Here is a 24,811-nt window from a genome sequence, read left to right on the forward strand (position 1 = left end):
AGCTCGCGGCTGAAGCCGCTCCTACGAACGTCCATTCCGGGGCGCTGGCGCTGCGCGCGGTCGCGCCAGCGCGTTGGCCTCGTCGTCCGTGAGCTTCCGCCAGCCACCCTTGGGCAACTCGCCCAGCGCCAGCCCGCCGATGGCCACCCGCACCAGCCGCAGCACGCCGACATCCAACGCAGCCAGCAGCCGCCGGATCTGGCGGTTGCGGCCCTCGTCGAGGACGATTTCCAGCCATGCATTGCGATCGCCGCTGCGCAGCAGCCGCGCCGCGCTCGCGCGCAGGAAGCCTTGGTCGCTGTCGACGCCGGTGCGCAGCGCCGCAAGCAGCGTGTCATCGGGCAGGCGATCGATCTGGACGTGGTAGGTCTTGTCGGGACCCGTCGCCGGGTCGGTGATGCGCGCGGCCCATTCCGGATCGTTGCTCAGCAGCAGCAAACCCTCGCTGGCCTTGTCCAGGCGCCCCACCGGGGCGAGCCATGACAGGTCCGCACCATCCAGGCAGCGATAGACGGTGTCGCGACCCCGCTCGTCGCTGGCCGTCGTCACCAGCCCGCGCGGCTTGTTGAGCGCGATGTAGATCCTGTCGGTGCGTGGCAGCGATGCGCCATCGACCTGGATGCGGTCCCCATCCCGCGTGGGATGGTCGGGGTCGAGGACGATGCGGCCATCGATCGCCACCCGGCCGGCGGCAATCCAGCGCGCGGCCTCGCTGCGGGAGCACACTCCGCGCTTGGAGAGGATGCGCGCCAGTCCGTGTCGCGGCGCCAGCATGCGGGTCATCGGCGTGGGGCGCTCAACACATGCCCGAGAGGGCTGACAGGTCCAGGGATGAAAGCGGCGGCTGCCCGTGGCTGTGGTGGTGGCTGGTGCTGGCCCCGTTGTCCGCCAGACTCCCGCAGGGATCAGGGTTTGACCGGCGGTTCCGGCGTCGAGGATGCCGGCTCGGTGGCAGGTGGCACGGCGTCGTTCGCCGGGGCGGCGACGGAAGCCCCCGCGCCACGCGCCACGCGCACGCCACGCGACTTCATCCACGCGCTGAATTCATCGGCCGTCATCTTCTTGCCGTTCTGGCTCATGTTGAATCGCCACGGCGTGTTGTCGAACTGCGTGCGCGGCTTGTAGGCCGCCGGATCGTTCGGATTGACTGCCCCGGGTGCCGGCGTCGCGTTGGCCACCTGGCTGCAGCCTTCGATGCGGATGCGCAACAGGACTTCGTCCACCGATTCGTTGGCGGCCGTGTTTTGCGAGAGCACGCCATTGGGCGCGCCCAGCAGGCTGTCGACCGCGGCAAGCTCACTGGAGACCGGTGCCAGCAACGTCGGGCGCAGCGGCTCGACCGGATTGGGCGCGGGGCAGGTGGACGCCAGCGCCAATCCCGACAAGGGGAACGTGGCGACCACCAGCATTGAAAGACGAAGCGACTGCATCGCGCGCATGGTGGATTTCCCGCCTGCAATATCGATGTTTCGAGTGTAGGTGGCGACACCGCGGGCGACAAGCGCAACCTCATGGATGCCGTTGCTGAATGCGTTCGAACGTGAATGGCGACCTGCCCAAGTGCCCCGGGTCGGACCACCGCAACCGTCGCAAAAAGAAAAGCCCGGCACGAGGCCGGGCTTTTCCGTGTTGCTGGAGCAGTCGCTCCGGCGAAACGTCCGCTTACTGGTTCTGGACGTTCAGCTCGGTACGACGGTTCTGCGCGCGGCCTTCCGGATTGTCCGAACCATCCGGGTTGGTGTTCGGCGCGATCGGACGGCTCTCGCCGTAACCGGTCGGACCGACCAGGCGACCGGCGTCGACGCCGTTGCTGGTCAGGTAGTCGTACACCGTCTTGGCGCGACGCTCCGACAGGGTCTGGTTGTAGGCGTCCGAACCGATCGAGTCGGTGTGACCGGCCACTTCAACCTTCAGGTCGGGATAACGCTTCAGGATCTCGATCGCCTCGTTGAGGATCGACACCGCGTCAGGACGCAGGGTCGCCTTGTCGAAGTCGAAGTTGACACCCTTCAGGTCGATCGACACCGGCACCGGGCAGCCGTCCGGACCGATGGTCTGGCCAGCCTGCGAACCGGGGCACTTGTCGTCGCAGTTGTTGACGCCGTCACCGTCGTCGTCCATGTCGGTGCAGTTCGGTGCCACCGGAGCCGGAGCGACGGGCGCCATCGGCGCGGCGCCCAGCGGGATCACGACGCCGACCGAAGCCAGCAGGTCCACGAAACCGGACGAATTGAGGTCGTTGCCACGGGCATCGACCGCATTGCCATCGGAAGCGTAACGCGCAGCAAGCTCGGTGCGGATGCCAACCCGGCCCAGGTCACCCTGGAGGCCCACGCCGACCTTGGCCGTGACGCTGTCATCCTTGCGCTGGCCCGGGGAATCGGGGTTCGGGAAGTTGTCGAATTCTTCTTCGACACGCTCGTAGCCGACGCCAACAAGGGCATACGGGTGCCAGCTGTGATCCACGAAGAAGTGGCGGCGCACGTCAAGCGAGACCCCGTACTGGCTCCAGTTGAGGTCTTCGTTGTCGTTTTGCTTCGGGTTCTGCCAGTTCAGCTGGCCGTCGACCGACCAGTTGGGATTGATGAACTTGCCCAGGCCAACGGCGCCGAACATCGCATTTTCGGTGTTGCGGTCGTTGTCCTGGTAGTTGTAGCCGATGTCGCCGGTGACATACCAACGGCCGTCGAAGTCGCCGCTAGTCGCAGCGGCGGGGGCCGTGTCAGTCGTCGTGTCGTCCTGGGCGAACGCAACCTGCGCCACGCTCAGACCGCTCAACAATGCAACACAGAGGAGTTTCTTATTCATGCTCAGCTCCTTGATCAGATAAAGAAATGCGGTAAAGCGTGATTTGTGGGACGGCCTATTCATCCACGCCATCCCGAACAGACTAATGTCGGCCCCGTGAAGGACTTGTTAACGCTACCATAACAGTTGAGCTGAGGCCACCGGGCCGGCCCGCCGCAATCTTACACGCGATACAGATTCATGAACTGATCGATGGGGGTCGCTTCCAGCCTGGCCGGGTCCGCCGCCAGGGCCATGATCCGGTCGACCTGCCCACCCGCCAGGTTCGCCCGCAGGGCCGCCTCGCACTTGGCCATCAGCACCGGGATGCCTTCGGCCCGGCGCTTGCGATGGCCGATCGGATAATCGATCGAGACCTTGCCGGTGCTCGAGCCGTCCTTGAAGAAGACTTCCACCGCATTGCCGATGTAACGCTTGTCGGCGTCGAAGTAGTCGCGGGTGAACTGCGGGTTCTCGCTGACGGTCATCTTCGCGCGCAGGGCGTCGATGCGCGGGTCGGCGGCGATGTCGTCGTTGTAGTCCGCGGCGGTCAGGCGGCCGAAGATCAAAGGCACCGCCACCATGTACTGGATGCAGTGATCGCGGTCGGCGTAGTTGGCCAGCGGGCCGGTCTTGTCGATGATCCGCACACCGGCTTCCTGGGTCTGGATCTCGATGCGCTCGATGTCGGCGATCCGGTCCTTGACCAGCGGATGCAGCTGCATCGCGCATTCCACCGCCGTCTGGGCGTGGAATTCGGCCGGAAAGCTGATCTTGAACAGGACGTTCTCCATGACGTAGCTGCCGAACGGGCGCTCGAAGGCGAACGGCTTGCCGCCGAAGGCGACGTCGTAGAAGCCCCAGGTCTTGGCCGACAGCGCGCTCGGATAGCCGACCACGCCCTTGTCGGTGGCGTTGAGCGCGTGGATCACGGCGCGCCGGCAGGCATCGCCCGCGGCCCAGGACTTGCGCGGCCCGGTGTTGGGGGCATGGCGGTAGGTGCGCAGCGCCCCGTTGTCGATCCACGAGTGCGAGACGGCGTTGACCACCTGCTCCTTGCCGCCGCCGAACATCGCGGTCGCGACCGCGGTCGAGGCCAGGCGCACCAGGATCACGTGGTCCATGCCGACGCGGTTGAAGGAATTCTGCAGTGCGTACACGCCCTGGATCTCGTGTGCCTTGATGGCCCAGGTGAGCACGTCGTGGACGGTCAGCGGCTTGCCGCCGTCACGCAGTTCGCGGCGGCTGAGGTAATCGGCGACGGCCAGGATGGTGCCGAGGTTGTCCGACGGATGGCCCCATTCGGCGGCGAGCCAGGTGTCGTTGAAATCCAGCCAGCGCACCTGGGTGCCGATGTTGAAGGCGGCCTGGGCCGGGTCGAGCTCGAAGTTGGTGCCGGGCACGGTCGCGCCGCCAGGCAGGATCGCACCGGGGACGAGCGGGCCGAGGTGCTTGACGCAATCCGGGAATTTCATCGCCAGCATTGCGCAGGCCAGTGAGTCGAGCAGCATGTAGCGGGCGGTGTCGTAGGCCTCCTGCGAGTCGATCCGGTAATCGACCACGTAGTCGGCGATGTCGACCATCGGCTGGTCGGGCTGCGGGCGGGCGGCGGAACGGACGTCGAAGTGGCTCATGGGGGCTGCCGGATGGGGTAGCCGGGTATTTTGCCGCGTTGCGCGGTGGGTAGCGAACGCAGCTTGGCCTGGCTCCCGGCCATCGATCGGCTGGGGGTGGCCGGAGCGGGTGGCGCGCTGGGCCGCAGCCTCCGGCATGCGGTGCGTAGTCATCCGCATGGACACCCTGCGCGACGCCGATGGCCAGTGGTCGTGCGCAGCAACGAGGCGCGACTGGCGCCTGCAGGCATTGCCGCCCCGGTCGGGCCACCCTTCGGTATTGCATTCGCACGCCGCGGCGCCATCGTGAGCGCATGAACACGTCGCGCTTGCCTTCCCTCTTCCTTTCCCACGGCTCGCCGATGCTGGCGATCGAGGACTCGCCGGCTGGGCGCTTTCTTGATCGCCTGGGCGGGCAACTGCCGAGGCCGCGGGCGGTCGTCATCGCGTCGGCCCACTTCATGGCACCGCAGCCGGTGGTCGGCGCGGCGCCGCACCCGGCGACGATCCACGATTTCCGCGGCTTCCCCGAGCCGCTGTACCGGATCGACTATCCCGCGCCCGGGGACCCGGGCCTCGCGCGGGCCGTCGCTGAGCTGCTGGGCGATGCCGGGCTGCCGGCGACCTTGCGCCTGGACCAGGGACTGGACCATGGCGCCTGGGTGCCGCTGCGGCGGATGTATCCCGATGCCAGCCTGCCGGTCGTACCGGTTTCGGTCGATCCCGGAGACGCCGCCCACCACCTCGCCATCGGCCGGGCCTTGGCGCCGCTACGCGAGGATGGCGTGCTGGTGATCGGCTCGGGCGGCTTCGTCCACAACCTTGGCGACCTGGAATGGACGGACCGCGAGGCCCCGGTTCCCGCCTGGGCGGCGGCGTTCTCCGGCTGGATGCGCGAACGGCTCGCCGCCGGCGACACCGGCGCGCTGCTGGATTGGGAACGCTTGGCGCCGCACGCACGGCGGGCGCACCCGACGGTCGAACATTTCATGCCGCTGTTCGTCGCGCTGGGTGCGGCGGGGCCGCAGGCGTCGGTCCGGCAACTGCATGCGTCTGCCGAATTCGGTTCGCTTGCGCTGGACGCTTTCGCGTTTGCCTGAGCCCCTTGGCGCAATGCAGCGCCAATGAAATCAACAGCTTCCTGAATCCCATTCAGCTGGCGTTGGGCTTTGCGCCGTTAGGGTGCGCGCACTTTCGGAGTGCCTGAATAGGCAACCCACCGGCGCTGCCCGCACTTCCGCGGGATTTGCGGCGCCCGGGCTCAAGGCCGCCGCAGAGCTGCCGCCCTCCCCAGTACGCCATCCCGGATCGTGAATGCACGCCCCGCCCACATCGGCGACGGCAGCATCGCGGCCCGGCGCAACGGAGCAAGGAGTCGCCATGAAACTGGCCTGGATCCTCTGGCTGGCGCACGTGTTGCCCCAGCCGGCCGCCGATTCGCTGTGCCTGAGCACCACCGTCTACCTCGAAGCGCGCGACCAGTCGGTCCGTGGACAGGAAGCGGTGGCCGAAGTCGCCCTGCGCCGGCTGGACAGCGGCCTGTACGGGCAGAACCTGTGCGAGGTCGTGACGGCGCGCCGGCAGTTCGCGCCGTCGCTGGTCTCGCCGAACACCAACCTCGCCAACCCGCGCGCCTGGGCGATGGCGGTGGACGTGGCCCTGGATTCGGAACGCAACTGGGCCCTGCCGCCCGGGCAGCGCCACGAGATCGTGCCGGGTGCGAGCCACTTCGCCGCCACCGCGATCGCGTCGCCCAGCTGGCGCAACGCCTACCAGGTGGCGACCATCGGCGACCATACCTTCTACCGCGTGCAGAATCTCAAGCCGCATAAATCGTGACGCTCCGTTGCGCGGGGCGTGATTGATGCATTGATGGCCTGGCGCACATAGTCGCCTCCTCGTCGATTCGCGGAGGCATCCATGAAGCTTTACTACTCGCCCGGCGCCTGCTCGCTGGCCGATCACATCGCGCTGGAATGGACCGGGCAGCCCTATGAGGCCCGGCGCATGTCGGGCGATGATCGCCGCTCGCCCGGGTACCTCGCGCTGAACCCCGCCGGCGCGGTGCCCGTGCTGGAAGACGGCGGCTGGGCACTGACCCAGAACTCCGCGATCCTCAATTACATCGTCGACAAGTACCCGCAGGCGGCGCTGGGCGGCGACGGCACGCCTCGCAGCCGCGCCGAGGTCAACCGCTGGCTGGGGTTCCTCAACTCGGACGTCCACCCGGCGTTCAAGCCGCTGTTCGGCGCCACCCGCTATCTCGAGGATGCCCTGACCGTCGCCAGGACCCAGGCGCATGCCCGGGCCCAGCTGCGCGGGTTGTTCGCACGCGCAGACCAGCAACTGCTGGGGCGGGAGTTCATCGCCGGTCCGCGCTCGATCGCCGATCCGTATCTGTTCGTCGTCACGCGATGGGCGAAAGCCAGCGGCGTGGACCTGACGGGATTCGACAACCTCGAGCGTCATTTCCACCGCATGGGCGAGGATCCGGCCGTGCGCCGGGTGCTGGCGGACGAAGGCCTGGACTGACAGGCCATGCTGGCAGGCTCTTCGTAGGAGCGGCTTCGGCGCGAGCGCTGTCCTGCATCTGCAGGAACGCCCACGGTGACGTCGCCGGAGAAGCGCTCGCGGCTGAAGCCGCGCCTGCCGATGGCGGCAGCTCCCCCAAGAAGAAGGCCGCGCAATTGCGCGGCCTTCTTCTTGCGACGGGATCGCTCAGCCGCGCTTGTCGACCGGCACGTACTCACGATCCTCGGGGCCGACGTAGGTCGCGCTCGGGCGGATGATCTTGCCGTCCTCGCGCTGCTCGATCACGTGCGCGCTCCAGCCCGAGGTGCGGGCGATGACGAACAACGGCGTGAACATCGGCGTCGGGATCCCCATCATGTGGTACGCGCTGGCGCTGTACCAGTCGAGGTTGGGGAACATCTTCTTGGTGTCCATCATCAGCTTCTCGATGCGCTCGGACACATCGAACAGCACCTGGTTGCCGCCTTCGCGGCAAAGCTTGCGCGACAGCTCCTTGATGATCGGGTTGCGCGGATCGCCGATGGTGTACACGGGGTGACCGAAGCCGATGACGATTTCCTTGCGCTCCATGCGCGCGCGAATGTCGGCTTCGGCTTCGTCGGGGGTCGCGTAGCGGGAGATGATGTCCATCGCCACTTCGTTGGCGCCGCCGTGCTTGGGCCCGCGCAGCGCGCCGATCGCGCCGGTGATGCAGGAATGGATGTCGCTGCCCGTTCCGGCGATCACGCGCGCGGTGAAGGTCGACGCATTGAATTCATGCTCGGCGTAGAGCACCAGCGACTTGTCCAGCGCCTCGGCGTGCAGCGCGCTCGGCGGCTCGCCGTGCAGCAGGTGCAGGAAATGCGCGGCGATCGAGTCGTCGTCGGTCTCGCAATCGATCCGCCGCCCGTTGCGGGTGAAGTGCCACCAGTACAGCAGCATCGAGCCGAAGCTCGCCATCAGCTTGTCGGCGATGTCGCGCGCTTCGCTGGCCGGGTGGGTGTCGCGCTCGGGCAGCACCGTGCCCAGCACCGAGCAGCCGGTGCGCAGCACATCCATCGGGTGGGCGTTGGCCGGGACCAGCTCCAGCGCTTCGGCCACGATCACCGGCAGGCCGCGCAGGCGCTTGAGCTTGGTGCGGTAGGCGGCCAGCTGCGATGCGGTCGGCAGCGTGCCGTGCACGAGCAGGTGCGCGACTTCCTCGAACGAGGATTTCGTTGCCAGGTCCTTGATGTCGTAGCCGCGGTAATGCAGGTCGTTGCCGCTGCGGCCGACGGTGCACAGCGCGGTATTGCCGGCCGGCGTGCCGCTCAGCGCGACGGACTTCTTTGCTTTGGCCGGAGCCGGATTGGTGTCGCTCATGCTGGTTCTTCCTTCGCTCATGGGCCGGCGGGCAAGCCCGTCGCCTGCAATCCCGGCCGGGCGACGCGCCCGGCCAACGGTTACTTGCCTGAAAACAGGGCGTCGAGCTTCTGCTCGTAGCCGTGGTAGCCGAGGAAATCGTAGAGCTCCTCGCGCGTCTGCAGCTGGTCGATGATGTGCTTCTGGGTGCCCTGGCTGCGCACGGCCTGGTAGAAATTCAACGCCGCCTTGTTCATCGCCCGATAGGCGCCGCAGCAGTACAGCGCGATGTCGACCTTCGCCTCGCGCAGCTCATCCACGGTGAAGAAGGGCGTGCTGCCGAACTCGGTCAGGTTGGCCAGGACCGGAACCTTCACCGCGGCCTTGAAGCGGCGGTAGTCGTCCAGCGTCTTCATGGCTTCGGGGAAGATCATGTCGGCACCCGCCTCGACATAGGCGCAGGCGCGATCGATCGCCGAATCGATGCCCTCCACCGCCGCGGCGTCGGTGCGCGCCATGATCACGAAGCCGGCATCGGTGCGGGCATCGACGGCGGTCTTCACCCGATCGACCATTTCGTCCTTCGTCACCACTTCCTTGCCGGGCCGGTGGCCGCAACGTTTCTGGCCGACCTGGTCCTCCATGTGCACCGCGGCGACGCCGATGCGCTCGAAGTTTCGGATGGTGCGCGCGATGTTGAACGCCCCCCCCCAGCCGGTATCGATATCCACCAGCAACGGCATCTGCGTTGCCTCGACGATCCGGCGTGCATCGGTGAGCACGTCTTCCATCGTGCTGATGCCCAGGTCCGGCATGCCGAGGGAGTTGGCGGCGACGCCGCCGCCGGACAGGTACAGCGCCTTGTAGCCGACGCGCTTGGCCATCAATCCGGCATAGGCGGTGATCGCGCCCATGACCTGGAGCGGCGATTCGGCGGCGACGGCATTGCGGAAATGCGTACCGGCAGACAGTTGGGACATGACACTCCCCCGTATCTCGAACCGTCATCCCCGCGGAGGCGGGGATGACGAGCCAAACTGGACTCCCGCCTGCGCGGGAATGGCGGGCCAAAACGACGAAGGCGACGCGGGTCGCCTTCGAACGGGTTACAGCAGGTGCGCCACGCCCGCGCGCTCTTCCTCGAGCTCGGCCAGGGTCTTGTCCATCCGCTCGCGGCTGAAGGCGTCGATCGGCAGGTCGGCGATGCGGGTGTATTCGCCGTTGGCGGTGGTCACCGGCACCCCGTAGATGACGCCTTCGGGAATGCCGTAGCTGCCATCGGACGGCACGCCCATCGTCACCCACTTGCCGCCGGTGCCGAGCACCCAGTCGTGGATGTGGTCGATGGCGGCATTGGCAGCCGAGGCGGCCGACGACAATCCGCGCGCTTCGATGATCGCGGCGCCGCGCTTGCCGACCGTGGGGATGAACACGTTCGCGTTCCAGTCCGGGTCGTTGATCGTGTCCTGGAGCGACTTGCCGTTGGCGGTCGCGAAACGGTAGTCCGGGTACATCGTCGGCGAGTGGTTGCCCCACACGACCAGCTTGTCGATGTCGGCGACGGCCACGCCGGCCTTGGACGCCAGCTGCGACAGCGCGCGGTTATGGTCCAGGCGCAGCATCGCGGTGAAGTTCTTCGCCGGCAGCGACGGCGCGGACTTCATCGCGATGTAGGCGTTGGTGTTGGCCGGGTTACCGACCACGAGGACCTTGACGTCGCGCGAGGCGACGTCGTTCAGCGCCTTGCCCTGCTCGGTGAAGATCTTGGCGTTCTCCAGCAACAGGTCCTTGCGCTCCATGCCCGGGCCGCGCGGACGTGCGCCGACCAGCATCGCGATGTCCGCATCCTTGAACGCGACGCGTGGGTCATCTGTGCCGACCATGCCGGCGAGCAGCGGGAACGCGCAGTCCTCCAGCTCCATCATCACGCCCTTGAGCGCGGCTTGGGCTTTCTCCAGCGGCAGCTCGAGCATCTGCAGGATGACCGGCTGGTCCTTGCCGAGCATCTCGCCCGAAGCAATGCGGAACAGCAACGCGTAACCGATCTGGCCGGCCGCGCCGGTGACGGCAACTCGGAGGGGTGACTTCATCGTGGGCTCCTGTAGGGCGGGTCTTGACCCGCCAACGCTAGTCAAAGGATGGAATGGAGGGCGACCCACCGACTCGCACGTGCGGGGAGCGGGTCGATTCGCCAACGGGCGTTCATGGCGACGCCATGGCGGGTCAAGACCCGCCCTACGACAGTTCGGCGAAAAACTCCTGGAACCGCTGCAGCCCCGGCGCCAGCTGCGGCGTCGGGCAGGTGTAGCTGATGCGCAACGCGCTCGGCGCGCCGAAGGCCGACCCCGGCACGCAGGCAACGCCCTTGGCCTCGAGCAGCGCGCTGCAGAAGTCGACATCGTTGGTGACTTTCAGCCCCGTCGGCGCGTGGGCCTTGCCGAAGGCGACGCTGATGTCGGGGAACACATAGAACGCACCCTGCGGCCTGGGGCAGACGACGCCGGGAATCGAATCCATCACCGCCATCACCTGGTCGCGCTTGCGCTGGAATTCGGCGCACTTCTCGCGGGTGATGTCCTGCGGGCCCGACAATGCGGCGACCGCGGCGGCGGTGACGACTTCCGGCAGATTGGTGATGTGGTTGGAGTTCATCGTCACCACCGCCTGCGCGACCGCTTCGGGACCGGCCATGAAACCCACGCGCCAGCCCGGCATGCCGTAGGTCTTGGACAGCGAATCGATGAAGATCACGCGGTCGCGCAACTCGGGGCGCGCGTGCACGAAGTTGTGGTAGCCGATGCCGTCGAACACCATCCGGTTGTAGATGTCGTCGGTGATGATCCAGGTGTCGGGGTACTTCACCAGCACGTCCGCCAGCGCGTCGATCTCGACCTTGGAATACACCATGCCGGTCGGGTTGGACGGGTTGTTGAACAGGAACACGCGCGGCTTGCGCGCCATCGCCGCGTCGAGCTGCGCTGGCGTGAGCTTGTAGTCCTGCTCGGCCGGGCACGGCAGCAGGTCGACCTTCGCGTTCACGATCTCGGCGATGTCGAGATAGCTGGTCCAGTACGGCACCGGGAACGCGATCGTGTCGCCCTCGTCCAGCAGTGCCTCGGCCAGGTTGTAGATCACGTGCTTGGCGCCGACGCCGGTGGCGCAGTTGGCGCGCGTGTAGCCGGTCAAGCCGATCTCGCCGATGTGCTGGAGGAAGGCGTCCAGCAACGCGTCGCTCCCGCGGTTGCTGCCGTACTGCCCCGAGTCGTGAGCCAGCGCGTCCCGCGCAGCCGCATAGACATGTTCACCGGGGAGGAAATTCGGCACCCCGATCGAAAAACTGATGATGTCGCGGCCTTCGGCCTTCAGGCGCTTGGCTTTTTCGGCGACCTGCATGATCGCGCTGGGCTTGGCACGGCCGACCCGGCGGGCAAGCTGCTGCATCGGGATTCCTCGTCACGGCGGCGCCTTGGCGGCGCGGGGAACTGCGGATTTTATCACGCAGGCCCACGCCGGCCGGCGCGCGGGAGGCGCCGGCGGCGGGACCAGGCCCGGCTCAGGCGGCCAGGATCTTGTTCCACTCGGCGACGCGGTCGGCCTTGGCGGCCAGCGCGGCGTCGGCATCGCCCTCGATCTTCACCGACTTGATCTTGTCGCCCTGGGCGACCTTGTCCACCACGTCCAGGCCATCGACGACCTTGCCGAAGACCGTGTGCTTGCCGTCCAGCCACGGGGTGGCGACGTGGGTGATGAAGAACTGGCTGCCGTTGGTGTTGGGGCCGGCATTGGCCATCGACAGCACCCCGCGCTCATGGCGGACGCCGTTGTTGGCCTCGTCCTCGAACTTGTAGCCCGGGCCGCCGGTGCCGGTGCCCTGCGGGCAGCCGCCCTGGACCATGAAATCCTTGATGACCCGGTGGAAGTTCAGGCCGTCGTAGAAGCCGCGTTTGGCCAGGTTCACGAAGTTGGCGACGGTCAGCGGGGCCTTGTCCGGGTAGAGCTCGACACGGACGGGGCCACGGTCGGTATCGAAGTTGGCGTATAGGGACATTGGGGGCGTCCTCAAGAGCGGCGGCTGCCGGGACCGGCTATAATACCCGGCTTCCTTGCCAGCCTTCGCGCCGCCCTGGTGCGCTTTCCGCATGTCCATTGAACAGCTCCGCAACATCGCCATCGTCGCCCACGTCGACCATGGCAAGACCACGCTCGTCGACTGCCTGCTCAAGCAGTCCGGCACCTTCAACGAACGCGTGGTCACCACCGAACGGATGATGGACAGCAACGACCAGGAAAAGGAACGTGGCATCACGATCCTGTCCAAGAACACCGCCATCAACTGGAACGGCAACCGCATCAACATCGTCGATACGCCCGGGCACGCCGACTTCGGCGGCGAGGTCGAGCGCGTGCTGTCGATGGTCGACTCGGTGCTGATCCTGGTCGATGCGATGGACGGCCCGATGCCGCAGACGCGCTTCGTGACCCAGAAGGCGTTCGCGATGGGTTTCAAGCCGATCGTCGTGGTCAACAAGATCGACCGCCCCGGCGCGCGCCCGGACTGGGTGATCGACCAGGTGTTCGACCTGTTCGACAAGCTCGGCGCCACCAACGAGCAGCTTGACTTCCCGATCGTCTATGCGTCCGCGCTGCATGGCTACGCGAGCCTGGACGACAGCGCCCGCTCGGGCGACATGACGCCGCTGTACGAGGCGATCATGAAGCACGTCGATGCGCCCACCGTCGATCCGGACGGCCCGTTCCAGATGCGCATCAGCCAGCTGGACTACAACAACTTCGTCGGCCTGATCGGCGTCGGCCGCATCCAGCGCGGCAAGGTCCGCACCAACATGCCGGTGAGCGTGGTCGACCGCCACGGCAAGAAGCGCCAGGGCAAGGTGCTGCAGGTGCTGGGCTTCCTGGGCCTGGAACGCATCGAGGTTCCGGAGGCCGAGGCCGGCGACATCATCGCCATCTCCGGCGTCGCCGACCTGAGCATCTCCGACACCATCTGCGCGCTCGATGCGCCGGAAGCGCTGCCCGCGCTGACGGTCGACGAGCCGACGATCAGCATGACCTTCCAGGTCAACAATTCCCCGTTCGCCGGCAACAAGGACCTCAGCGGCGGCAAGTTCCTCACCAGCCGCCAGCTGCGCGAGCGCCTGGAGCGCGAGACGCTGCACAACGTGGCGCTCAAGGTCGAGGAAGGCTCGGATCCGGACAAGTTCCTGGTCTCCGGCCGCGGTGAGCTGCACCTGTCGGTGCTGATCGAGACGATGCGCCGCGAGGGGTTCGAACTGGCGGTGTCGCGCCCCGAGGTCATCATCAAGGAAATCGACGGCCAGCCGATGGAGCCGGTCGAGCAGCTCGTGGTCGACATCGAGGAGCAGCACCAGGGTGGCGTGATGGAGAAGCTCGGCATCCGCAAGGCGCAGCTGAAGAACATGGAACCCGACGGCAAAGGTCGCGTGCGCCTGGATTACATGATTCCCGCGCGCGGCCTGATCGGCTTCCAGAACGAGTTCCGCACCCTGACCCAGGGTTCGGGCCTGCTGTTCCACGTGTTCGACCATTACGGCCCGAAGGAAGCCGGCGCGATCGCCAAGCGCCAGAACGGGGTGATGATCGCCAATGCGCCGGGCGTGACCCCCGCCTATTCGCTCGGACCGCTGGAAGAGCGCGGCAAGCTGTTCGCCGCCGAAGGCGACAACGTGTACGAGGGCCAGCTGATCGGCATCCACTCCAAGGACAACGACCTGACGGTGAATGCGATCAAGACCAAGCCGCTGACCAACATGCGCGCTTCGGGCAAGGACGATGCGATCAAGCTGACGCCGGCGATCAAGTACACGCTGGAGCAGGCGCTGGACTTCATCGAGGACGACGAGCTGGTGGAAGTCACGCCGAAGGAAATCCGGCTGCGCAAGAAGTTCCTCACCGAGACCGATCGCAAGCGCGCCTCGCGGGCGGCCTGACCCGGCTTCGTCAGTCGACGCCGATGGGCGCGCCGGGTTAGCCTGCGCGCCTCATGCGCCCCCGCCTCCGACCATCGCGCCCAGAACCTTCGGTTCTCCAGTCCTTCCCGGACGCGTCGCGCCTGGATCCTTCACACCCGCACTACAACCCCGATCCGCATGCGCATCCGGGGCTGCACATCATCGCGCTGGTGGAAGGAATCAAGGGCGGCCTGGCCGTCCTCGCGGCGAGCGGGTTGGCGATCCTCGGCCCGACGCCCCTGCAGCACTGGGTGCATGTGCTCATCGCACGCTTCGAGCTCGATCCGGAGCATGGCGCACTGGCGTTGTTCGCCGAGAAGATCAGCCAGGGCGCGGTGCACTGGGCAGCGGCGCTGGTAACGATGTACGGCGTCCTCCATCTGCTCGAAGCCTGGGGGCTCTGGCGCGCGCGCGTCTGGGGCTCGTGGCTGGGCTGCGTCACCGCCTCGCTGTACCTGCCGCTGGACGTGTACGCGCTGATCCGCCATCCCGGCTGGCCGACGGTGGCGCTGCTGGTGTTCAACGTGATCGTGGTCTGGGTGCTGGCGCGCGACATCCTGCGCCGCCGTTTCTGAGTCGCGCTGGGCTCGTCGCCCGGTCTTGACCCGCCATGGCGTCAGGCCGCGGTCGCGGGCATGAGCCGGTTCTGCTGGCGCACGATCAGCATCGCGATCTCCAGCGCCTGCTCGTAATTCAGGCGTGGATCGACCGCCGAACGGTAGGCGCGCGCCAGGTCGGTTTCGGTGAGCTCACGCGCACCGCCCAGGCATTCGGTCACGTCCTCGCCGGTGAGCTCCAAGTGCACCCCGCCCAGCCGCGTACCGGCCGCGGCATGGAGTTCGAAGGCCTGCTCCACTTCGCTGCGGATGTTGCCGAAGCGCCGCGTCTTGTAACCGTTGCCGGTGGTCTCGGTGTTGCCATGCATCGGATCGCAGATCCACAGCACGCGGCGGCCTTCGCTGCGGATGGCATCGAGCAACGGTGGCAGCTTCGCGGCGATGTTGCCCGCGCCCATGCGATGGATCAGGGTCAGCCGGCCCGGCTCGTCGCCTGGGTTGAGCACGTCGACCAACCGCAACAGCTGGTCCGGCGTCACCGTCGGGCCGACCTTGAGCGCGACTGGGTTGCGGATGCCACGCATGTATTCGACATGGGCGCCGTCGAGCGCGGCCGTGCGCATGCCGATCCACGGGAAGTGCGTGCCTAGGTTGAACCAGCCCCACTGCCGCGGCACTTCGCGCGTCTGCGCTTCCTCGTAGGGCAGCAGCAGCGCTTCGTGCGAAGTGTAGAAGTCGACCCGGTTGAGGTTGTGTACCTGCGACCCGGACAACGTCTCCATGAAGCGCACCGCGTCGCCGATGCCAGCCACCATGTGCTGGTATTCGTCAGCCAGCGGCGAATGCCCGACCCAGCCCAGGTCCCAGTATTCCGGGTGGTGGAGGTCGGCGAAGCCGCCGTCGATCAACGCGCGCACGAAGTTCATCGTCATCGCCGAGCGCGCGTGCGCCTTGATCATCCGGCGCGGGTCGGGCGTGCGCGCCCCGACGGTGAATTCCGGCGCATTGACGATGTCGCCGCGATACACCGGCAGCGTCACGCCATCGATCGTTTCGTTGTCGGCCGAGCGCGGTTTGGCGTACTGGCCGGCGAAGCGGCCCACGCGCACCACCGGCAGGCGCAGGCCATGCACCAGCACCAGGCTCATCTGCAGCAGCACCTTGAGCCGGTTGGAGATCACCTGCGAACTGCACTCGCGGAAGCTTTCCGCGCAATCGCCACCCTGCAGCAGGAAGCGCCGGCCCTCCTGCGCCTCGGCCAGCTGCTGCTTGAGGGCCAGGATTTCCCACGACGTGACCAGCGGCGGCAAGGCATGCAACTCCGCCTGCACTTCGGCCAGTGCGGCGGCGTCGGGATAGATCGGCTGCTGCATCGCCGGCCGCTGGCGCCAGCTGTCCAGCGCCCAGTGTTGCGGAAGCGTCACGGCCTGCAGGTTGCGTTCAGTGCTGTTCATGGTTGCGACGTTCGAAAGCGATCTGCATCGTGACAGATCGCGCCTGCACCGCAATCGCTCGGCGGCGCAGGCCCACCCTCATGCGGCCAGGCGCTGGCGATGCAGCAGCAACCACGAGGCCCACAAAGCCAGCAGCACGAACCACACCAGCCCCCATTCGGCCATCGACAGGCCCAGCAACGTCCAGTCCACGCGCGCGCACTCCCCCGAGCCCGTCAGCACCTTGCGGATCACGCTGGTCATCGGCAGCAGTTCGCGCATGTAATCCAGGCCCGGACCACAGGACGGCACCTGGTCCGGCGGCAGGTGCTGCAGCCAGACATGGCGGCCGGCGATGCCGACGCCGACACCGGCAGCGATCAACGCCAGCGCCGCATACAGGCGCTGCCCCCACCGTGCGCGCGGCGCATGCAGCCCGGCAACGAGGAAAAGGACGCCGGTCGCGGTGAAGGCGATGCGCTGGAAGATGCACAGCGGGCACGGGACCAGGCCGCCCCTGAGTTGCAGCGTCAGTGCGATCGCCAGCAGGCCTGCGCAGGTGACGAAGGCCAGCAGGCATTGGGCGCGGAACGTCATGCGGAAAGGATTCACCGAAGGATCCAGCGAGGGGCAGACCCGCATTCTGCCGTGCTTCACGGCAAAGGACATCCATCGCGCCGGTATCGACTGCTGGCAGCCAGCGTTCCTGCGCCTGTACGCCGGATGTCGCCGGGCGCGAAAACGTAGCCCTGCCAAGCGAAGCGCACCCGGGGACCCTCGGGCAACCTTGGCGTCGGCGTCACCGGGGCTTCCGAGGCCCCTGAACCTTGCTGCTGCAGCGACCAAAGGCGCTGGATCCCGGCCTTCGCCGGGATGGCGGGCAAGGATGGAATCTTCGGTCGTGGACGCCAGCGCGCTCCACCGCAGGGAGGTTGCAGTCGCGCGATGCCGGCAGGGGAGCAGGTCACTGCATGCCGCGCATCGCGTGCCACCCCAAAAACAAAAGCCCCGGCGCGAACCGGGGCTGTCGTGTACTGCGATGGCGGCACGCTTATTCGGCAGCCGCCTCGGGGCGATCGACCAGCTCGACATACGCCATCGGCGCGTTGTCGCCGGCGCGGAAGCCGCACTTGAGGATGCGCAGGTAACCGCCGGGGCGGGCCTGGTAGCGCGGGCCGAGTTCGACGAACAGCTTGCCGACGGCCTGCTTGTCGCGCAGGCGCGCGAAGGCGAGGCGGCGGTTGGCGACGCCGTCGATCTTGCCCAGGGTGATGAGCGGCTCGGCGACGCGGCGCAGCTCCTTGGCCTTGGGCAGGGTGGTCTTGATCAGTTCGTGCTTGATCAGCGACGCGGCCATGTTCTCGAACATCGCCTGGCGATGTGCGCTGGTGCGGCTGAACTTGCGTCCGGATTTCTGGTGGCGCATGGCGTTGGATTCCTGTGTGAATGCTGGAACTGCTGGGGATCGCTGTCGCCCTCGTGGCGTTGAACGTGGACTGCGCTGGTCCGGACCGGCCATCCTGGCCGGCGCGCCGCGGGTCTATGACCCGTCGGCGATGTGTTGCCTTGTCACGAGGAAGCCGCGACTTCCATCGCGGCTTCCCTTTCCCGCTTGCCGTACCGGGCAGTCGCCCGAAACGCACGGCATGCCAGGATTTGCTTAGCCCATCATCCCGTGGGAGGCGATGCCGGCCGGCGGCCAGTTCTCGAGCTTCATGCCGAGCGACAGGCCACGCTGGGCGAGGACTTCCTTGATCTCGGTGAGCGACTTCTTGCCCAGGTTCGGGGTCTTGAGCAGCTCGACTTCGGTCTTCTGGATCAGGTCGCCGATGTAGTAGATGCTCTCGGCCTTGAGGCAGTTGGCCGAACGCACGGTCAGCTCGAGGTCGTCGATCGGGCGCAGCAGCACCGGGTCGACGCCGGTGGCGACGGTCTTGGCCGCACCGCGGTCGCGGTGGGTGAAGTCGCCGAACACCGACAGCTGGTCGCTGAGGATGTCGGCGGCGGTGCGCACGGCTTCCTCGGCGTCGATCGTGCCGTTGGTCTCGATGTCCAGGACCAGCTTGTCCAGGTCGGTGCGCTGCTCGACGCGGGCGGATTCGACCGCGTAGGCGACGCGGCGGACCGGCGAGAACGAGGCATCGATCATCAGGCGGCCGATCGCGCGGGTTTCTTCATCCGGGCGGCGACGGGCGGCGGCGGGCTGGTAGCCGAACCCGCGCTCGATCTTCAACCGCATGTTCAACGCCGTGTCCTTGGTCAGGTGGGCGATGACGTGCTGCGGGTTGAGGATCTCGACGTTGTGGTCGGTCTTGATGTCGCCGGCGGTGACCACGCCGGGACCCTGCTTGGCCAGGCTCAGGGTCGAGCTTTCGCCGGTGCCCATGCGGATGGCGATGTCCTTGAGGTTGAGCAGCACCTCGAGCACGTCTTCCTGCAGGCCTTCGACCGTGGTGTATTCGTGCAGCACGCCGTCGATCTCGACCTCGGTGATCGCAAAACCCGGGATCGAGGACAGCAGCACGCGGCGCAGCGCATTGCCGAGGGTGTGGCCGTAGCCGCGCTCCAGCGGTTCGATCACGACCTTCGCGCGGTTGTCGGCGAGGCGTTCGATCTGCGGGCCGCGCGGGCGCAGCACTTGGTTGGCGGTAACCGTCATTGTGGGGCGTCTCCTGCGAATTCCCGGCGGACCGGGAATCCATTGCTGTGGATTACTTCGAGTACAGCTCGACGATCAGCGCTTCGTTGATGTCGGCAGGCAGGTCGGCGCGATCCGGCACGGCCTTGAACACGCCGGCGAACTTCTTCGAATCGACCTCGACCCAGCCCGGCGACAGGTCCATCTGCGCCGACACGGTCAGCGATTCCTGCACGCGCAACTGCTTCTGCGCGCGCTCGGACAGCGCGATCGCGTCGCCCGCCTTCACGGCGTACGAAGGCAGGTTGACCGGCTTGCCGTTGACGGTGACGCCACGGTGGCTGACCAGCTGGCGGGCGGCCGGACGCGTCACCGCGAAACCCATGCGGTAGATCACGTTGTCCAGCCGGGTCTCCAGGAGCTGCAGCAGGTTCTCACCCGTGTTGCCCTTCTTGGTCGACGCCTTCTTGTAGTAATTGCGGAACTGGCGTTCCAGCAGGCCGTAGATGCGCTTGACCTTCTGCTTCTCGCGCAGCTGGGTGGCGTAGTCCGACAGCTTGCCCTTGCGGGTCATGGTGGCGCCGTGCTGGCCGGGCTTCTGCTCCAGCTTGCACTTGGAATCGAGCGCGCGCGCCGGCGACTTCAGGCCGAGGTCGGCGCCTTCGCGGCGGGCGAGCTTACAGGTGGGACCGATGTAACGAGCCATTTTCTATCGCCCCCTTAGACGCGACGCTTCTTCGGCGGGCGGCATCCGTTGTGCGGGATGGGCGTCACGTCGATGATGTTGGTGATCTTGTAGCCGACGTTGTTCAACGAACGCACGGCCGATTCGCGACCCGGGCCCGGGCCCTTGATCCGCACTTCCAGCGACTTCACGCCGTAGTCGAGTGCGACCTTGCCGGCCTTCTCGGCGGCGACCTGCGCGGCGAACGGGGTCGACTTGCGCGAGCCGCGGAAACCGGCGCCGCCCGAGGTCGCCCACGAGAGCGCGTTGCCCTGGCGGTCGGTGATCGTGATGATCGTGTTGTTGAACGAAGCGTGGACGTGGGCGATGCCGTCGGTGACGACACGCTTGATCTTCTTCTTGACTTTCGCAGCTGCTGGCTTGGCCATGTGGGTTCCTTACTTCTTGATGGCCTTGCGCGGACCCTTGCGGGTGCGTGCGTTGGTCCGGGTGCGCTGGCCGCGCAGCGGCAGGCCGCGGCGGTGGCGCAGGCCGCGATAGCAGGCCAGGTCCATCAGGCGCTTGATGGCGACGCCGACTTCACGGCGCAGGTCGCCCTCGACCGCGAACTTGCCGATCTCGGCGCGCAGGCGCTCGACTTCGGGCTCGGACAGGTCGCGGATCTTGGTCACCGGCGAGACGCCGGCGGCTTCGCACACCTGGCGGGAACGGGTCCGCCCGATGCCGAAAATGCTTTGCAGGCCGACCCAGGCTTGTTTCTGGGCAGGCAGGTTGACGCCGGCAATACGCGCCATCAGGCGGTTCTCCAAACGGTTGGCGGCCAAGCCCAACGGGCTTGGCGGAGTGAACTGGAAATTTTAACAGGATCTCGACGTACTAGGAAGTACCGGCCCCGAGGACCGCTACCCGGCATGGGGAGTGTGCCCATGCTCCGGCGACGGGTCCGGACTGGCGGGGCCTGGCGCCGGGACGCTTGCGCGCCCTGCCGTCCTGCCCTGCCCCGCGCGCTACTCTGGCGCGCGGAACGGTCCTGACCCACCCACGCTCGAGACCGCCGCGCGGGTCGCCCATCCTGGTGGCCGGCCTTCCGCCGGCGACACCGTGTGAATCCTTTGAAGCTCAGCCGCGCGACAGACCGCGCGAACCGCCCTTCAGGTTGGCTTTCTTCAACAGGCTCTCGTACTGGTGCGACATCAGGTGCGCCTGGATCTGCGCGATGAAGTCCATCACCACCACCACCACGATCAGCAGCGAGGTGCCGCCGAAGTAGAACGAGGCACCGAGCTTGCTGCGCATCAGCTCCGGCAGCAGGCAGACCAGCACGAGGTAGGTCGCGCCGGCGGCCGTCAGCCGCGTGAGCACCTGGTCGATGTAATCCGCGGTCGCCTTGCCCGGACGGATGCCCGGGATCAGCGCGCCGGACTTCTTCAGGTTGTCGGCGGTTTCCTGCGAGTTGAAGACCAGCGCGGTGTAGAAGAACGTGAAGCCCGCGATCAGCGCCGCGTACAGGATCATGTGCAGCGGCTCGCCCGGCGACAGCGACTGGGTGATCTTCTGCATCGTGGTCTGGAAGCTGGAGCTGCCGGTCTGCCCGAACCAGGTGGTCGCGGTCGCCGGGAACATGATGATCGATGAGGCGAAGATCGGCGGGATCACGCCCGACATGTTGAGCTTGAGCGGCAGGAACGAGGACTGGTTCATGTACGCGCTGCGGCCACCCTGGCGGCGCGCGTAATTGACCGTCACCCGGCGCTGCCCGCTTTCGACGAACACCACGAAGTAGGTCGCCAGCAGCACCACCGCGGCGATCACCATCACCGACAACGCGGAGATGTCGCCATTGCGCGCCTGCTCCAGCGTGCCGAACACGGCGGCGGGCAGGCCGGCGACGATGCCGGCGAAGATGATCAGCGACACGCCGTTGCCGACGCCGCGCTCGGTGATCTGCTCACCGACCCACATCAGGAACATGGTGCCGGCGGTGAGCGCCACCACGGCGGTCATCACGAAACCCATGCCAGGGGTGTAGACCACCGGGATGCCATTGCTGGCACCGGAATTCTGCAGCGCGATCGCGATGCCGGCCGACTGGAAGATCGCCAGCGGGATCGCACCCATGCGGCCCCACTGGGTGATCTTGCGGCGTCCGGATTCGCCTTCCTTCTGGATCGCCTTCATGCTGGGCAGGATCTGCACCAAAAGCTGGATGATGATCGAGGAGGAGATGTACGGCACGACGTTCAGTGCGAACAGGCTGAAGCGCTGCAGCGCGCCACCGGAGAACATGTTGAACATGTCCACGATGGTGCCCTTCTGCTGCTCCATCAACTGCAGCATCGCCTCGGGATTGACGCCCGGGACGGGGATGTAGCACCCCAGGCGATAGACGATCAGCGCACCGACCACGAACAGCAGGCGCTGTCGCAGTTCGGTGAACTTGCCGGCGCCGCCGAGGGCGCCGGTCGCATTGCCGCTTCGCGCCATGCGCTGCTTACTCCTGGCCCGCGGCCGCTTCGAGCTTGCCGCCGGCGGCTTCGATCGCCGCCTTTGCGCCGGCCGTGGCCAGCAGGCCGCTGAGCACGAACTTCTTGGTGATGTCGCCCTTCTTCACGATCTTCGCCTGCTTGGCGCTGCTCGGCACGAGTTTGGCGGCGCGCAGCGCGGCGAAGTCGATGGTGCCGGCGTCCAGCTTGTCCAGCTGGTACAGCAGCACTTCTGCGACGTCGAGCGCGCGCTTGGAGCGGAAGCCGATCTTCGGCAACCGGCGCTGCATCGGCATCTGGCCGCCTTCGAAGCCGGCCTTGATCTTGCCCTTGCCGCTACGCGCGAACGAGCCCTTGTGGCCGCGACCTGCGGTCTTGCCGAGGCCAGAACCGATGCCGCGACCGACGCGCTTGCGATCCTGACGCGCACCGTCGGCGGGCTTGAGTGTGTTCATCTTCATGGCTTAGTCCTCGACCTGTACCAGGTAATGCACCTTGTTGATCAGGCCGCGCACCTGGGGGCTGTCCTTGAGTTCGCGCACGCTGTTCAACTTGCCCAGGCCCAGCGCCTTGACCGACAGGCGATGGATTGCCTTGCAGCCGCGCAGGCCCTTCACCAGGCGCACCTTGACGGTGCCGGTGTTCGCAGCGTTTTCGTTCTTAGCCATGTTTCAGATCCTCGACCTTCTTGCCGCGCTTGGCCGCGATGGCGGATGGCGAGTGCATTTCCGACAGGCCGCGCAGGGTGGCGCGCACCAGGTTGATCGGATTGCGCGAACCCACCGCCTTGGCCAGCACGTTCTTGACGCCGACTGCTTCGAGCACGGCGCGCATCGCGCCACCGGCGATGACGCCGGTACCTTCGGACGCCGGCATCATGAACACGCGAGCCGCGCCGTGGCCCGACTTCACCGCGTGCCACAAGGTGCCATTGTTGAGTTCGACGCGCATCATGCCGCGGCGCGCCTGTTCCATCGACTTCTGGATCGCGACCGGCACTTCGCGCGCCTTGCCGTAACCGAAGCCGACCTTGCCGTCGCCGTCGCCCACCACCGTCAGCGCGGTGAAGGTGAACTGGCGGCCGCCCTTGACGGTCTTGCTGACGCGATTGACCGCGATGAGCTTCTCGACCATGCCATCGTCGACTTCCTCGCGGCGGTCACGATCGCGGCCCCGCGGTGCACGTTGTTCGTCTGCCATATCAATGATTCCGTGGTTGAAGAGGATCTGCGGCGTGGCCGCTTATGGTTGTGATGTGGAGCTGGTGCCTCGACCGCCGCCAGAACTGGCGACGTCGCCCGATGCGGCCCGCATCGGCAGGTACTGCTGGGTGGGGCCGGAACCCCATGTTTCAATCAGAACTGCAGGCCGCCTTCGCGCGCGGCATCGGCCAGCGCCTTGATGCGGCCGTGGTAGCGGTAGCCGGAGCGGTCGAACGCGACCTTCTCGACACCGGCGGCCTTGGCCTTTTCGGCGATCGCACGGCCGACCTTGGTCGCGGCGTCGGTGTTCTTGCCGTTCTTCAGGCCTTCGCGCACGTCGGCCTGGGTGGTGCTGGCCGAGGCGAGCACCTTGGAGCCATCGGCGCTGAACAGCTGCGCGTACAGGTGCTGGCCGGTGCGCAGCACCGACAGGCGCGGCACGCCGAGTTCGCGGATGTGCGCGCGGGTGGACTTGGCGCGGCGCAGGCGGGCAATTTTCTTGAGCATGGTCTGGGTCTCCGAAAGCTGAAGGACGCGTTTGGTTCCTGGCGTGGCTGGACGCCCGGAATTACGCCTTCTTGGCTTCCTTGCGGATGATGTTTTCGCCGGCGTACTTAACGCCCTTGCCCTTGTAGGGCTCCGGCGGACGGAAGCCACGGATCTTCGCGGCCACTTCGCCGACGCGCTGCTTGTCGGCGCCGCTGACCAGGATCTCGGTCTGCGTCGGGGTGGTGATGGTGATGCCGGCCGGGGCCTTGAACAGCACCGGGTGCGAGAACCCGAGCGCGAGGTTCAGGTCCGAACCCGCCATCGAGGCGCGGTAGCCGACGCCAACCAGCTCGAGCTTGCGCACGAAGCCTTCGGAGACGCCCTGCACCATGTTGGCGAGGATCGCGCGCAGGGTACCGGCCATCGGCACCAGCGACGCATCGGCGGTCGACATCTGCGCCTGGCCGTTTTCGATGACGACGTCCACGCCCTCGGGCTTGGCGATCGACAGGGTGCCCTTCGGCCCCTTGACGTTGACGGTGCCGCCCTGGACGTTGATCTCGACGCCCTTGGCGATCGCAACCGGCTTTTTGGCAACTCGGGACATGATCGTTACTCCCTTACGCCACGAAGCACAGGACTTCGCCGCCGACGCCCTGCTGGCGCGCCTGCACGTCGGTCATGATGCCCTTGGAGGTGGAAATGATGGCGACGCCGAGACCGCCGAGCACCTTGGGGATCGCGTCCTTGCCACGGTACTGGCGCAGGCCCGAGCGCGACACGCGCTGCAGCTTCTCGATGACCGGCTTGCCTTCGTAATACTTCAGCACGATCTCCAGTTGCGCCTTGGCGCCGTCTTGGGTCACGCGCGAATCGGCGATGTAGCCTTCGTCCTTGAGGACGCCGGCGATCGCCACCTTGATCTTGGACGACGGCATCGACACCGTCGGCTTGCCGACCGCGGCCGCATTGCGAATGCGGACGAACATGTCGGCGATGGGATCAGTCATGCTCATTGAATGTCACCTTTGAGTGCACCGATATCCGCTGGATTGCGAATTTCGAATTGGCCGCCGCGACAC

28 protein-coding genes are annotated in these 24,811 nt (G+C 66.8%); 5 read left to right on the top strand and 23 right to left on the bottom strand.

Features of this window, described 5'->3' with window-relative positions; genetic code table 11:
* Positions 1-21: 21 nt before the first annotated feature.
* The 4 genes from G7B67_RS05130 to G7B67_RS05145 form a co-directional block, all read right to left on the bottom strand.
* Positions 22-783: a pseudouridine synthase gene (locus tag G7B67_RS05130; protein ID WP_166208925.1), complete on the bottom strand. Its 762-nt coding sequence runs from the start codon at positions 781-783 to the stop codon at positions 22-24.
* 122 nt (positions 784-905) lie between these two features.
* Positions 906-1,409 (bottom strand): hypothetical protein, encoded by a 504-nt coding sequence (locus tag G7B67_RS05135; RefSeq protein ID WP_166209157.1) that lies wholly within the window; start codon positions 1,407-1,409, stop codon positions 906-908.
* A gap of 253 nt (positions 1,410-1,662) precedes the next feature.
* Complete coding sequence (locus G7B67_RS05140) at positions 1,663-2,808, bottom strand: OmpA family protein (RefSeq protein WP_166209160.1); 1,146 nt, start codon at positions 2,806-2,808, stop codon at positions 1,663-1,665.
* Positions 2,809-2,969: 161 nt separating this feature from the next.
* Positions 2,970-4,421 (bottom strand): bifunctional 2-methylcitrate dehydratase/aconitate hydratase, encoded by a 1,452-nt coding sequence (locus tag G7B67_RS05145; RefSeq protein WP_166208928.1) that lies wholly within the window; start codon positions 4,419-4,421, stop codon positions 2,970-2,972.
* Positions 4,422-4,714: 293 nt separating this feature from the next.
* Between G7B67_RS05145 and G7B67_RS05150 the strand changes: the two genes are divergently transcribed.
* The 3 genes from G7B67_RS05150 to G7B67_RS05160 all read left to right on the top strand — a co-directional run bounded on the left by G7B67_RS05150 (position 4,715) and on the right by G7B67_RS05160 (position 6,932).
* A complete protein-coding gene (locus G7B67_RS05150) occupies positions 4,715-5,500 on the top strand; it encodes a DODA-type extradiol aromatic ring-opening family dioxygenase (RefSeq protein ID WP_166208931.1) in 786 nt (261 codons plus the stop codon).
* A 280-nt stretch (positions 5,501-5,780) separates the two neighbouring features.
* Positions 5,781-6,239, top strand: a complete 459-nt coding sequence (locus G7B67_RS05155; RefSeq protein WP_166208934.1) for a cell wall hydrolase — start codon at positions 5,781-5,783, stop codon at positions 6,237-6,239.
* A gap of 81 nt (positions 6,240-6,320) precedes the next feature.
* Entirely contained in the window at positions 6,321-6,932 is a 612-nt protein-coding gene (locus tag G7B67_RS05160) for a glutathione S-transferase family protein (RefSeq protein WP_166208937.1), read from the top strand.
* Between the two features lie 186 nt (positions 6,933-7,118).
* Here G7B67_RS05160 and prpC read toward each other — a convergent pair whose 3' ends face one another.
* From prpC to G7B67_RS05185, 5 genes are all read right to left on the bottom strand, one after another.
* The gene (gene prpC / locus G7B67_RS05165) at positions 7,119-8,273 is read right to left on the bottom strand and encodes a bifunctional 2-methylcitrate synthase/citrate synthase (protein WP_166208940.1); all 1,155 of its coding nucleotides are present in this window, start codon (positions 8,271-8,273) and stop codon (positions 7,119-7,121) included.
* An 80-nt stretch (positions 8,274-8,353) separates the two neighbouring features.
* On the bottom strand, positions 8,354-9,232 hold the full coding sequence (gene prpB, locus G7B67_RS05170) for a methylisocitrate lyase (protein ID WP_166208943.1): 879 nt from the start codon (positions 9,230-9,232) through the stop codon (positions 8,354-8,356).
* A gap of 126 nt (positions 9,233-9,358) precedes the next feature.
* Positions 9,359-10,342 carry a malate dehydrogenase gene (locus G7B67_RS05175; protein WP_166208945.1) on the bottom strand — a complete coding sequence of 328 codons (984 nt, stop codon included), beginning with the start codon at positions 10,340-10,342 and terminating at the stop codon, positions 9,359-9,361.
* 145 nt (positions 10,343-10,487) lie between these two features.
* Complete coding sequence (locus G7B67_RS05180) at positions 10,488-11,693, bottom strand: pyridoxal phosphate-dependent aminotransferase (RefSeq protein WP_166208948.1); 1,206 nt, start codon at positions 11,691-11,693, stop codon at positions 10,488-10,490.
* A gap of 112 nt (positions 11,694-11,805) precedes the next feature.
* Complete coding sequence (locus G7B67_RS05185; protein WP_166208951.1) at positions 11,806-12,300, bottom strand: peptidylprolyl isomerase; 495 nt, start codon at positions 12,298-12,300, stop codon at positions 11,806-11,808.
* A gap of 91 nt (positions 12,301-12,391) precedes the next feature.
* On the opposite strand from G7B67_RS05185, the gene typA reads away from it, so the two are divergent.
* Positions 12,392-14,221, top strand: coding sequence for a translational GTPase TypA (gene typA / locus G7B67_RS05190; RefSeq protein ID WP_166208954.1), 1,830 nt, complete (start codon positions 12,392-12,394; stop codon positions 14,219-14,221).
* Between the two features lie 53 nt (positions 14,222-14,274).
* Positions 14,275-14,817, top strand: coding sequence for a DUF2127 domain-containing protein (locus G7B67_RS05195; protein WP_166208957.1), 543 nt, complete (start codon positions 14,275-14,277; stop codon positions 14,815-14,817).
* Positions 14,818-14,858: 41 nt separating this feature from the next.
* On the opposite strand, the gene G7B67_RS05200 is transcribed toward G7B67_RS05195, so the two are convergent.
* From G7B67_RS05200 to rpsH, 14 genes are all read right to left on the bottom strand, one after another.
* Complete coding sequence (locus G7B67_RS05200) at positions 14,859-16,253, bottom strand: class II 3-deoxy-7-phosphoheptulonate synthase (RefSeq protein ID WP_166208960.1); 1,395 nt, start codon at positions 16,251-16,253, stop codon at positions 14,859-14,861.
* 78 nt (positions 16,254-16,331) lie between these two features.
* Positions 16,332-16,844, bottom strand: coding sequence for a disulfide bond formation protein B (locus G7B67_RS05205; protein ID WP_166208963.1), 513 nt, complete (start codon positions 16,842-16,844; stop codon positions 16,332-16,334).
* A 439-nt stretch (positions 16,845-17,283) separates the two neighbouring features.
* On the bottom strand, positions 17,284-17,658 hold the full coding sequence (rplQ, locus tag G7B67_RS05210; protein WP_166208966.1) for a 50S ribosomal protein L17: 375 nt from the start codon (positions 17,656-17,658) through the stop codon (positions 17,284-17,286).
* A 234-nt stretch (positions 17,659-17,892) separates the two neighbouring features.
* Positions 17,893-18,891 carry a DNA-directed RNA polymerase subunit alpha gene (locus G7B67_RS05215; protein WP_166208969.1) on the bottom strand — a complete coding sequence of 333 codons (999 nt, stop codon included), beginning with the start codon at positions 18,889-18,891 and terminating at the stop codon, positions 17,893-17,895.
* Positions 18,892-18,943: 52 nt separating this feature from the next.
* Complete coding sequence (rpsD, locus tag G7B67_RS05220) at positions 18,944-19,576, bottom strand: 30S ribosomal protein S4 (protein ID WP_166208972.1); 633 nt, start codon at positions 19,574-19,576, stop codon at positions 18,944-18,946.
* Between the two features lie 14 nt (positions 19,577-19,590).
* A complete protein-coding gene (rpsK, locus tag G7B67_RS05225) occupies positions 19,591-19,983 on the bottom strand; it encodes a 30S ribosomal protein S11 (RefSeq protein WP_166208975.1) in 393 nt (130 codons plus the stop codon).
* Between the two features lie 9 nt (positions 19,984-19,992).
* Entirely contained in the window at positions 19,993-20,349 is a 357-nt protein-coding gene (gene rpsM / locus G7B67_RS05230; protein WP_166208978.1) for a 30S ribosomal protein S13, read from the bottom strand.
* Between the two features lie 325 nt (positions 20,350-20,674).
* A complete protein-coding gene (gene secY / locus G7B67_RS05235) occupies positions 20,675-22,039 on the bottom strand; it encodes a preprotein translocase subunit SecY (protein ID WP_166208980.1) in 1,365 nt (454 codons plus the stop codon).
* 7 nt (positions 22,040-22,046) lie between these two features.
* Complete coding sequence (gene rplO, locus G7B67_RS05240; protein WP_166208983.1) at positions 22,047-22,499, bottom strand: 50S ribosomal protein L15; 453 nt, start codon at positions 22,497-22,499, stop codon at positions 22,047-22,049.
* A gap of 3 nt (positions 22,500-22,502) precedes the next feature.
* On the bottom strand, positions 22,503-22,706 hold the full coding sequence (gene rpmD / locus G7B67_RS05245) for a 50S ribosomal protein L30 (protein WP_166208986.1): 204 nt from the start codon (positions 22,704-22,706) through the stop codon (positions 22,503-22,505).
* Positions 22,699-23,238, bottom strand: a complete 540-nt coding sequence (gene rpsE, locus G7B67_RS05250) for a 30S ribosomal protein S5 (RefSeq protein ID WP_166208988.1) — start codon at positions 23,236-23,238, stop codon at positions 22,699-22,701. The genes rpmD and rpsE overlap by 8 nt, the downstream gene beginning before the upstream one ends.
* Positions 23,239-23,393: 155 nt before the next feature.
* The gene (gene rplR / locus G7B67_RS05255; RefSeq protein WP_166208991.1) at positions 23,394-23,747 is read right to left on the bottom strand and encodes a 50S ribosomal protein L18; all 354 of its coding nucleotides are present in this window, start codon (positions 23,745-23,747) and stop codon (positions 23,394-23,396) included.
* Between the two features lie 61 nt (positions 23,748-23,808).
* A complete protein-coding gene (gene rplF, locus G7B67_RS05260; RefSeq protein ID WP_166208994.1) occupies positions 23,809-24,336 on the bottom strand; it encodes a 50S ribosomal protein L6 in 528 nt (175 codons plus the stop codon).
* A 13-nt stretch (positions 24,337-24,349) separates the two neighbouring features.
* Complete coding sequence (gene rpsH, locus G7B67_RS05265; RefSeq protein ID WP_166208997.1) at positions 24,350-24,745, bottom strand: 30S ribosomal protein S8; 396 nt, start codon at positions 24,743-24,745, stop codon at positions 24,350-24,352.
* Positions 24,746-24,811: the final 66 nt, after the last annotated feature.

This window comes from Cognatiluteimonas telluris, assembly GCF_011320095.1.
GTDB lineage: Bacteria > Pseudomonadota > Gammaproteobacteria > Xanthomonadales > Xanthomonadaceae > Cognatiluteimonas > Cognatiluteimonas telluris.

What these genes read in the sequence shown, in the direction of transcription:
- G7B67_RS05130 (WP_166208925.1), bottom strand. Translation starts at nt 783, where the DNA reads ATGACCCGCATGCTGGCGCCGCGACACGGACTGGCGCGCATCCTCTCC.
- G7B67_RS05135 (WP_166209157.1), bottom strand. Translation starts at nt 1,409, where the DNA reads ATGCTGGTGGTCGCCACGTTCCCCTTGTCGGGATTGGCGCTGGCGTCC.
- G7B67_RS05140 (WP_166209160.1), bottom strand. Translation starts at nt 2,808, where the DNA reads ATGAATAAGAAACTCCTCTGTGTTGCATTGTTGAGCGGTCTGAGCGTG.
- G7B67_RS05145 (WP_166208928.1), bottom strand. Translation starts at nt 4,421, where the DNA reads ATGAGCCACTTCGACGTCCGTTCCGCCGCCCGCCCGCAGCCCGACCAG.
- G7B67_RS05150 (WP_166208931.1), top strand. Translation starts at nt 4,715, where the DNA reads ATGAACACGTCGCGCTTGCCTTCCCTCTTCCTTTCCCACGGCTCGCCG.
- G7B67_RS05155 (WP_166208934.1), top strand. Translation starts at nt 5,781, where the DNA reads ATGAAACTGGCCTGGATCCTCTGGCTGGCGCACGTGTTGCCCCAGCCG.
- G7B67_RS05160 (WP_166208937.1), top strand. Translation starts at nt 6,321, where the DNA reads ATGAAGCTTTACTACTCGCCCGGCGCCTGCTCGCTGGCCGATCACATC.
- prpC (WP_166208940.1), bottom strand. Translation starts at nt 8,273, where the DNA reads ATGAGCGACACCAATCCGGCTCCGGCCAAAGCAAAGAAGTCCGTCGCG.
- prpB (WP_166208943.1), bottom strand. Translation starts at nt 9,232, where the DNA reads ATGTCCCAACTGTCTGCCGGTACGCATTTCCGCAATGCCGTCGCCGCC.
- G7B67_RS05175 (WP_166208945.1), bottom strand. Translation starts at nt 10,342, where the DNA reads ATGAAGTCACCCCTCCGAGTTGCCGTCACCGGCGCGGCCGGCCAGATC.
- G7B67_RS05180 (WP_166208948.1), bottom strand. Translation starts at nt 11,693, where the DNA reads ATGCAGCAGCTTGCCCGCCGGGTCGGCCGTGCCAAGCCCAGCGCGATC.
- G7B67_RS05185 (WP_166208951.1), bottom strand. Translation starts at nt 12,300, where the DNA reads ATGTCCCTATACGCCAACTTCGATACCGACCGTGGCCCCGTCCGTGTC.
- typA (WP_166208954.1), top strand. Translation starts at nt 12,392, where the DNA reads ATGTCCATTGAACAGCTCCGCAACATCGCCATCGTCGCCCACGTCGAC.
- G7B67_RS05195 (WP_166208957.1), top strand. Translation starts at nt 14,275, where the DNA reads ATGCGCCCCCGCCTCCGACCATCGCGCCCAGAACCTTCGGTTCTCCAG.
- G7B67_RS05200 (WP_166208960.1), bottom strand. Translation starts at nt 16,253, where the DNA reads ATGAACAGCACTGAACGCAACCTGCAGGCCGTGACGCTTCCGCAACAC.
- rplQ (WP_166208966.1), bottom strand. Translation starts at nt 17,658, where the DNA reads ATGCGCCACCAGAAATCCGGACGCAAGTTCAGCCGCACCAGCGCACAT.
- G7B67_RS05215 (WP_166208969.1), bottom strand. Translation starts at nt 18,891, where the DNA reads ATGACGGTTACCGCCAACCAAGTGCTGCGCCCGCGCGGCCCGCAGATC.
- rpsD (WP_166208972.1), bottom strand. Translation starts at nt 19,576, where the DNA reads ATGGCTCGTTACATCGGTCCCACCTGTAAGCTCGCCCGCCGCGAAGGC.
- rpsK (WP_166208975.1), bottom strand. Translation starts at nt 19,983, where the DNA reads ATGGCCAAGCCAGCAGCTGCGAAAGTCAAGAAGAAGATCAAGCGTGTC.
- rpsM (WP_166208978.1), bottom strand. Translation starts at nt 20,349, where the DNA reads ATGGCGCGTATTGCCGGCGTCAACCTGCCTGCCCAGAAACAAGCCTGG.
- secY (WP_166208980.1), bottom strand. Translation starts at nt 22,039, where the DNA reads ATGGCGCGAAGCGGCAATGCGACCGGCGCCCTCGGCGGCGCCGGCAAG.
- rplO (WP_166208983.1), bottom strand. Translation starts at nt 22,499, where the DNA reads ATGAAGATGAACACACTCAAGCCCGCCGACGGTGCGCGTCAGGATCGC.
- rpmD (WP_166208986.1), bottom strand. Translation starts at nt 22,706, where the DNA reads ATGGCTAAGAACGAAAACGCTGCGAACACCGGCACCGTCAAGGTGCGC.
- rpsE (WP_166208988.1), bottom strand. Translation starts at nt 23,238, where the DNA reads ATGGCAGACGAACAACGTGCACCGCGGGGCCGCGATCGTGACCGCCGC.
- rplR (WP_166208991.1), bottom strand. Translation starts at nt 23,747, where the DNA reads ATGCTCAAGAAAATTGCCCGCCTGCGCCGCGCCAAGTCCACCCGCGCG.
- rplF (WP_166208994.1), bottom strand. Translation starts at nt 24,336, where the DNA reads ATGTCCCGAGTTGCCAAAAAGCCGGTTGCGATCGCCAAGGGCGTCGAG.
- rpsH (WP_166208997.1), bottom strand. Translation starts at nt 24,745, where the DNA reads ATGAGCATGACTGATCCCATCGCCGACATGTTCGTCCGCATTCGCAAT.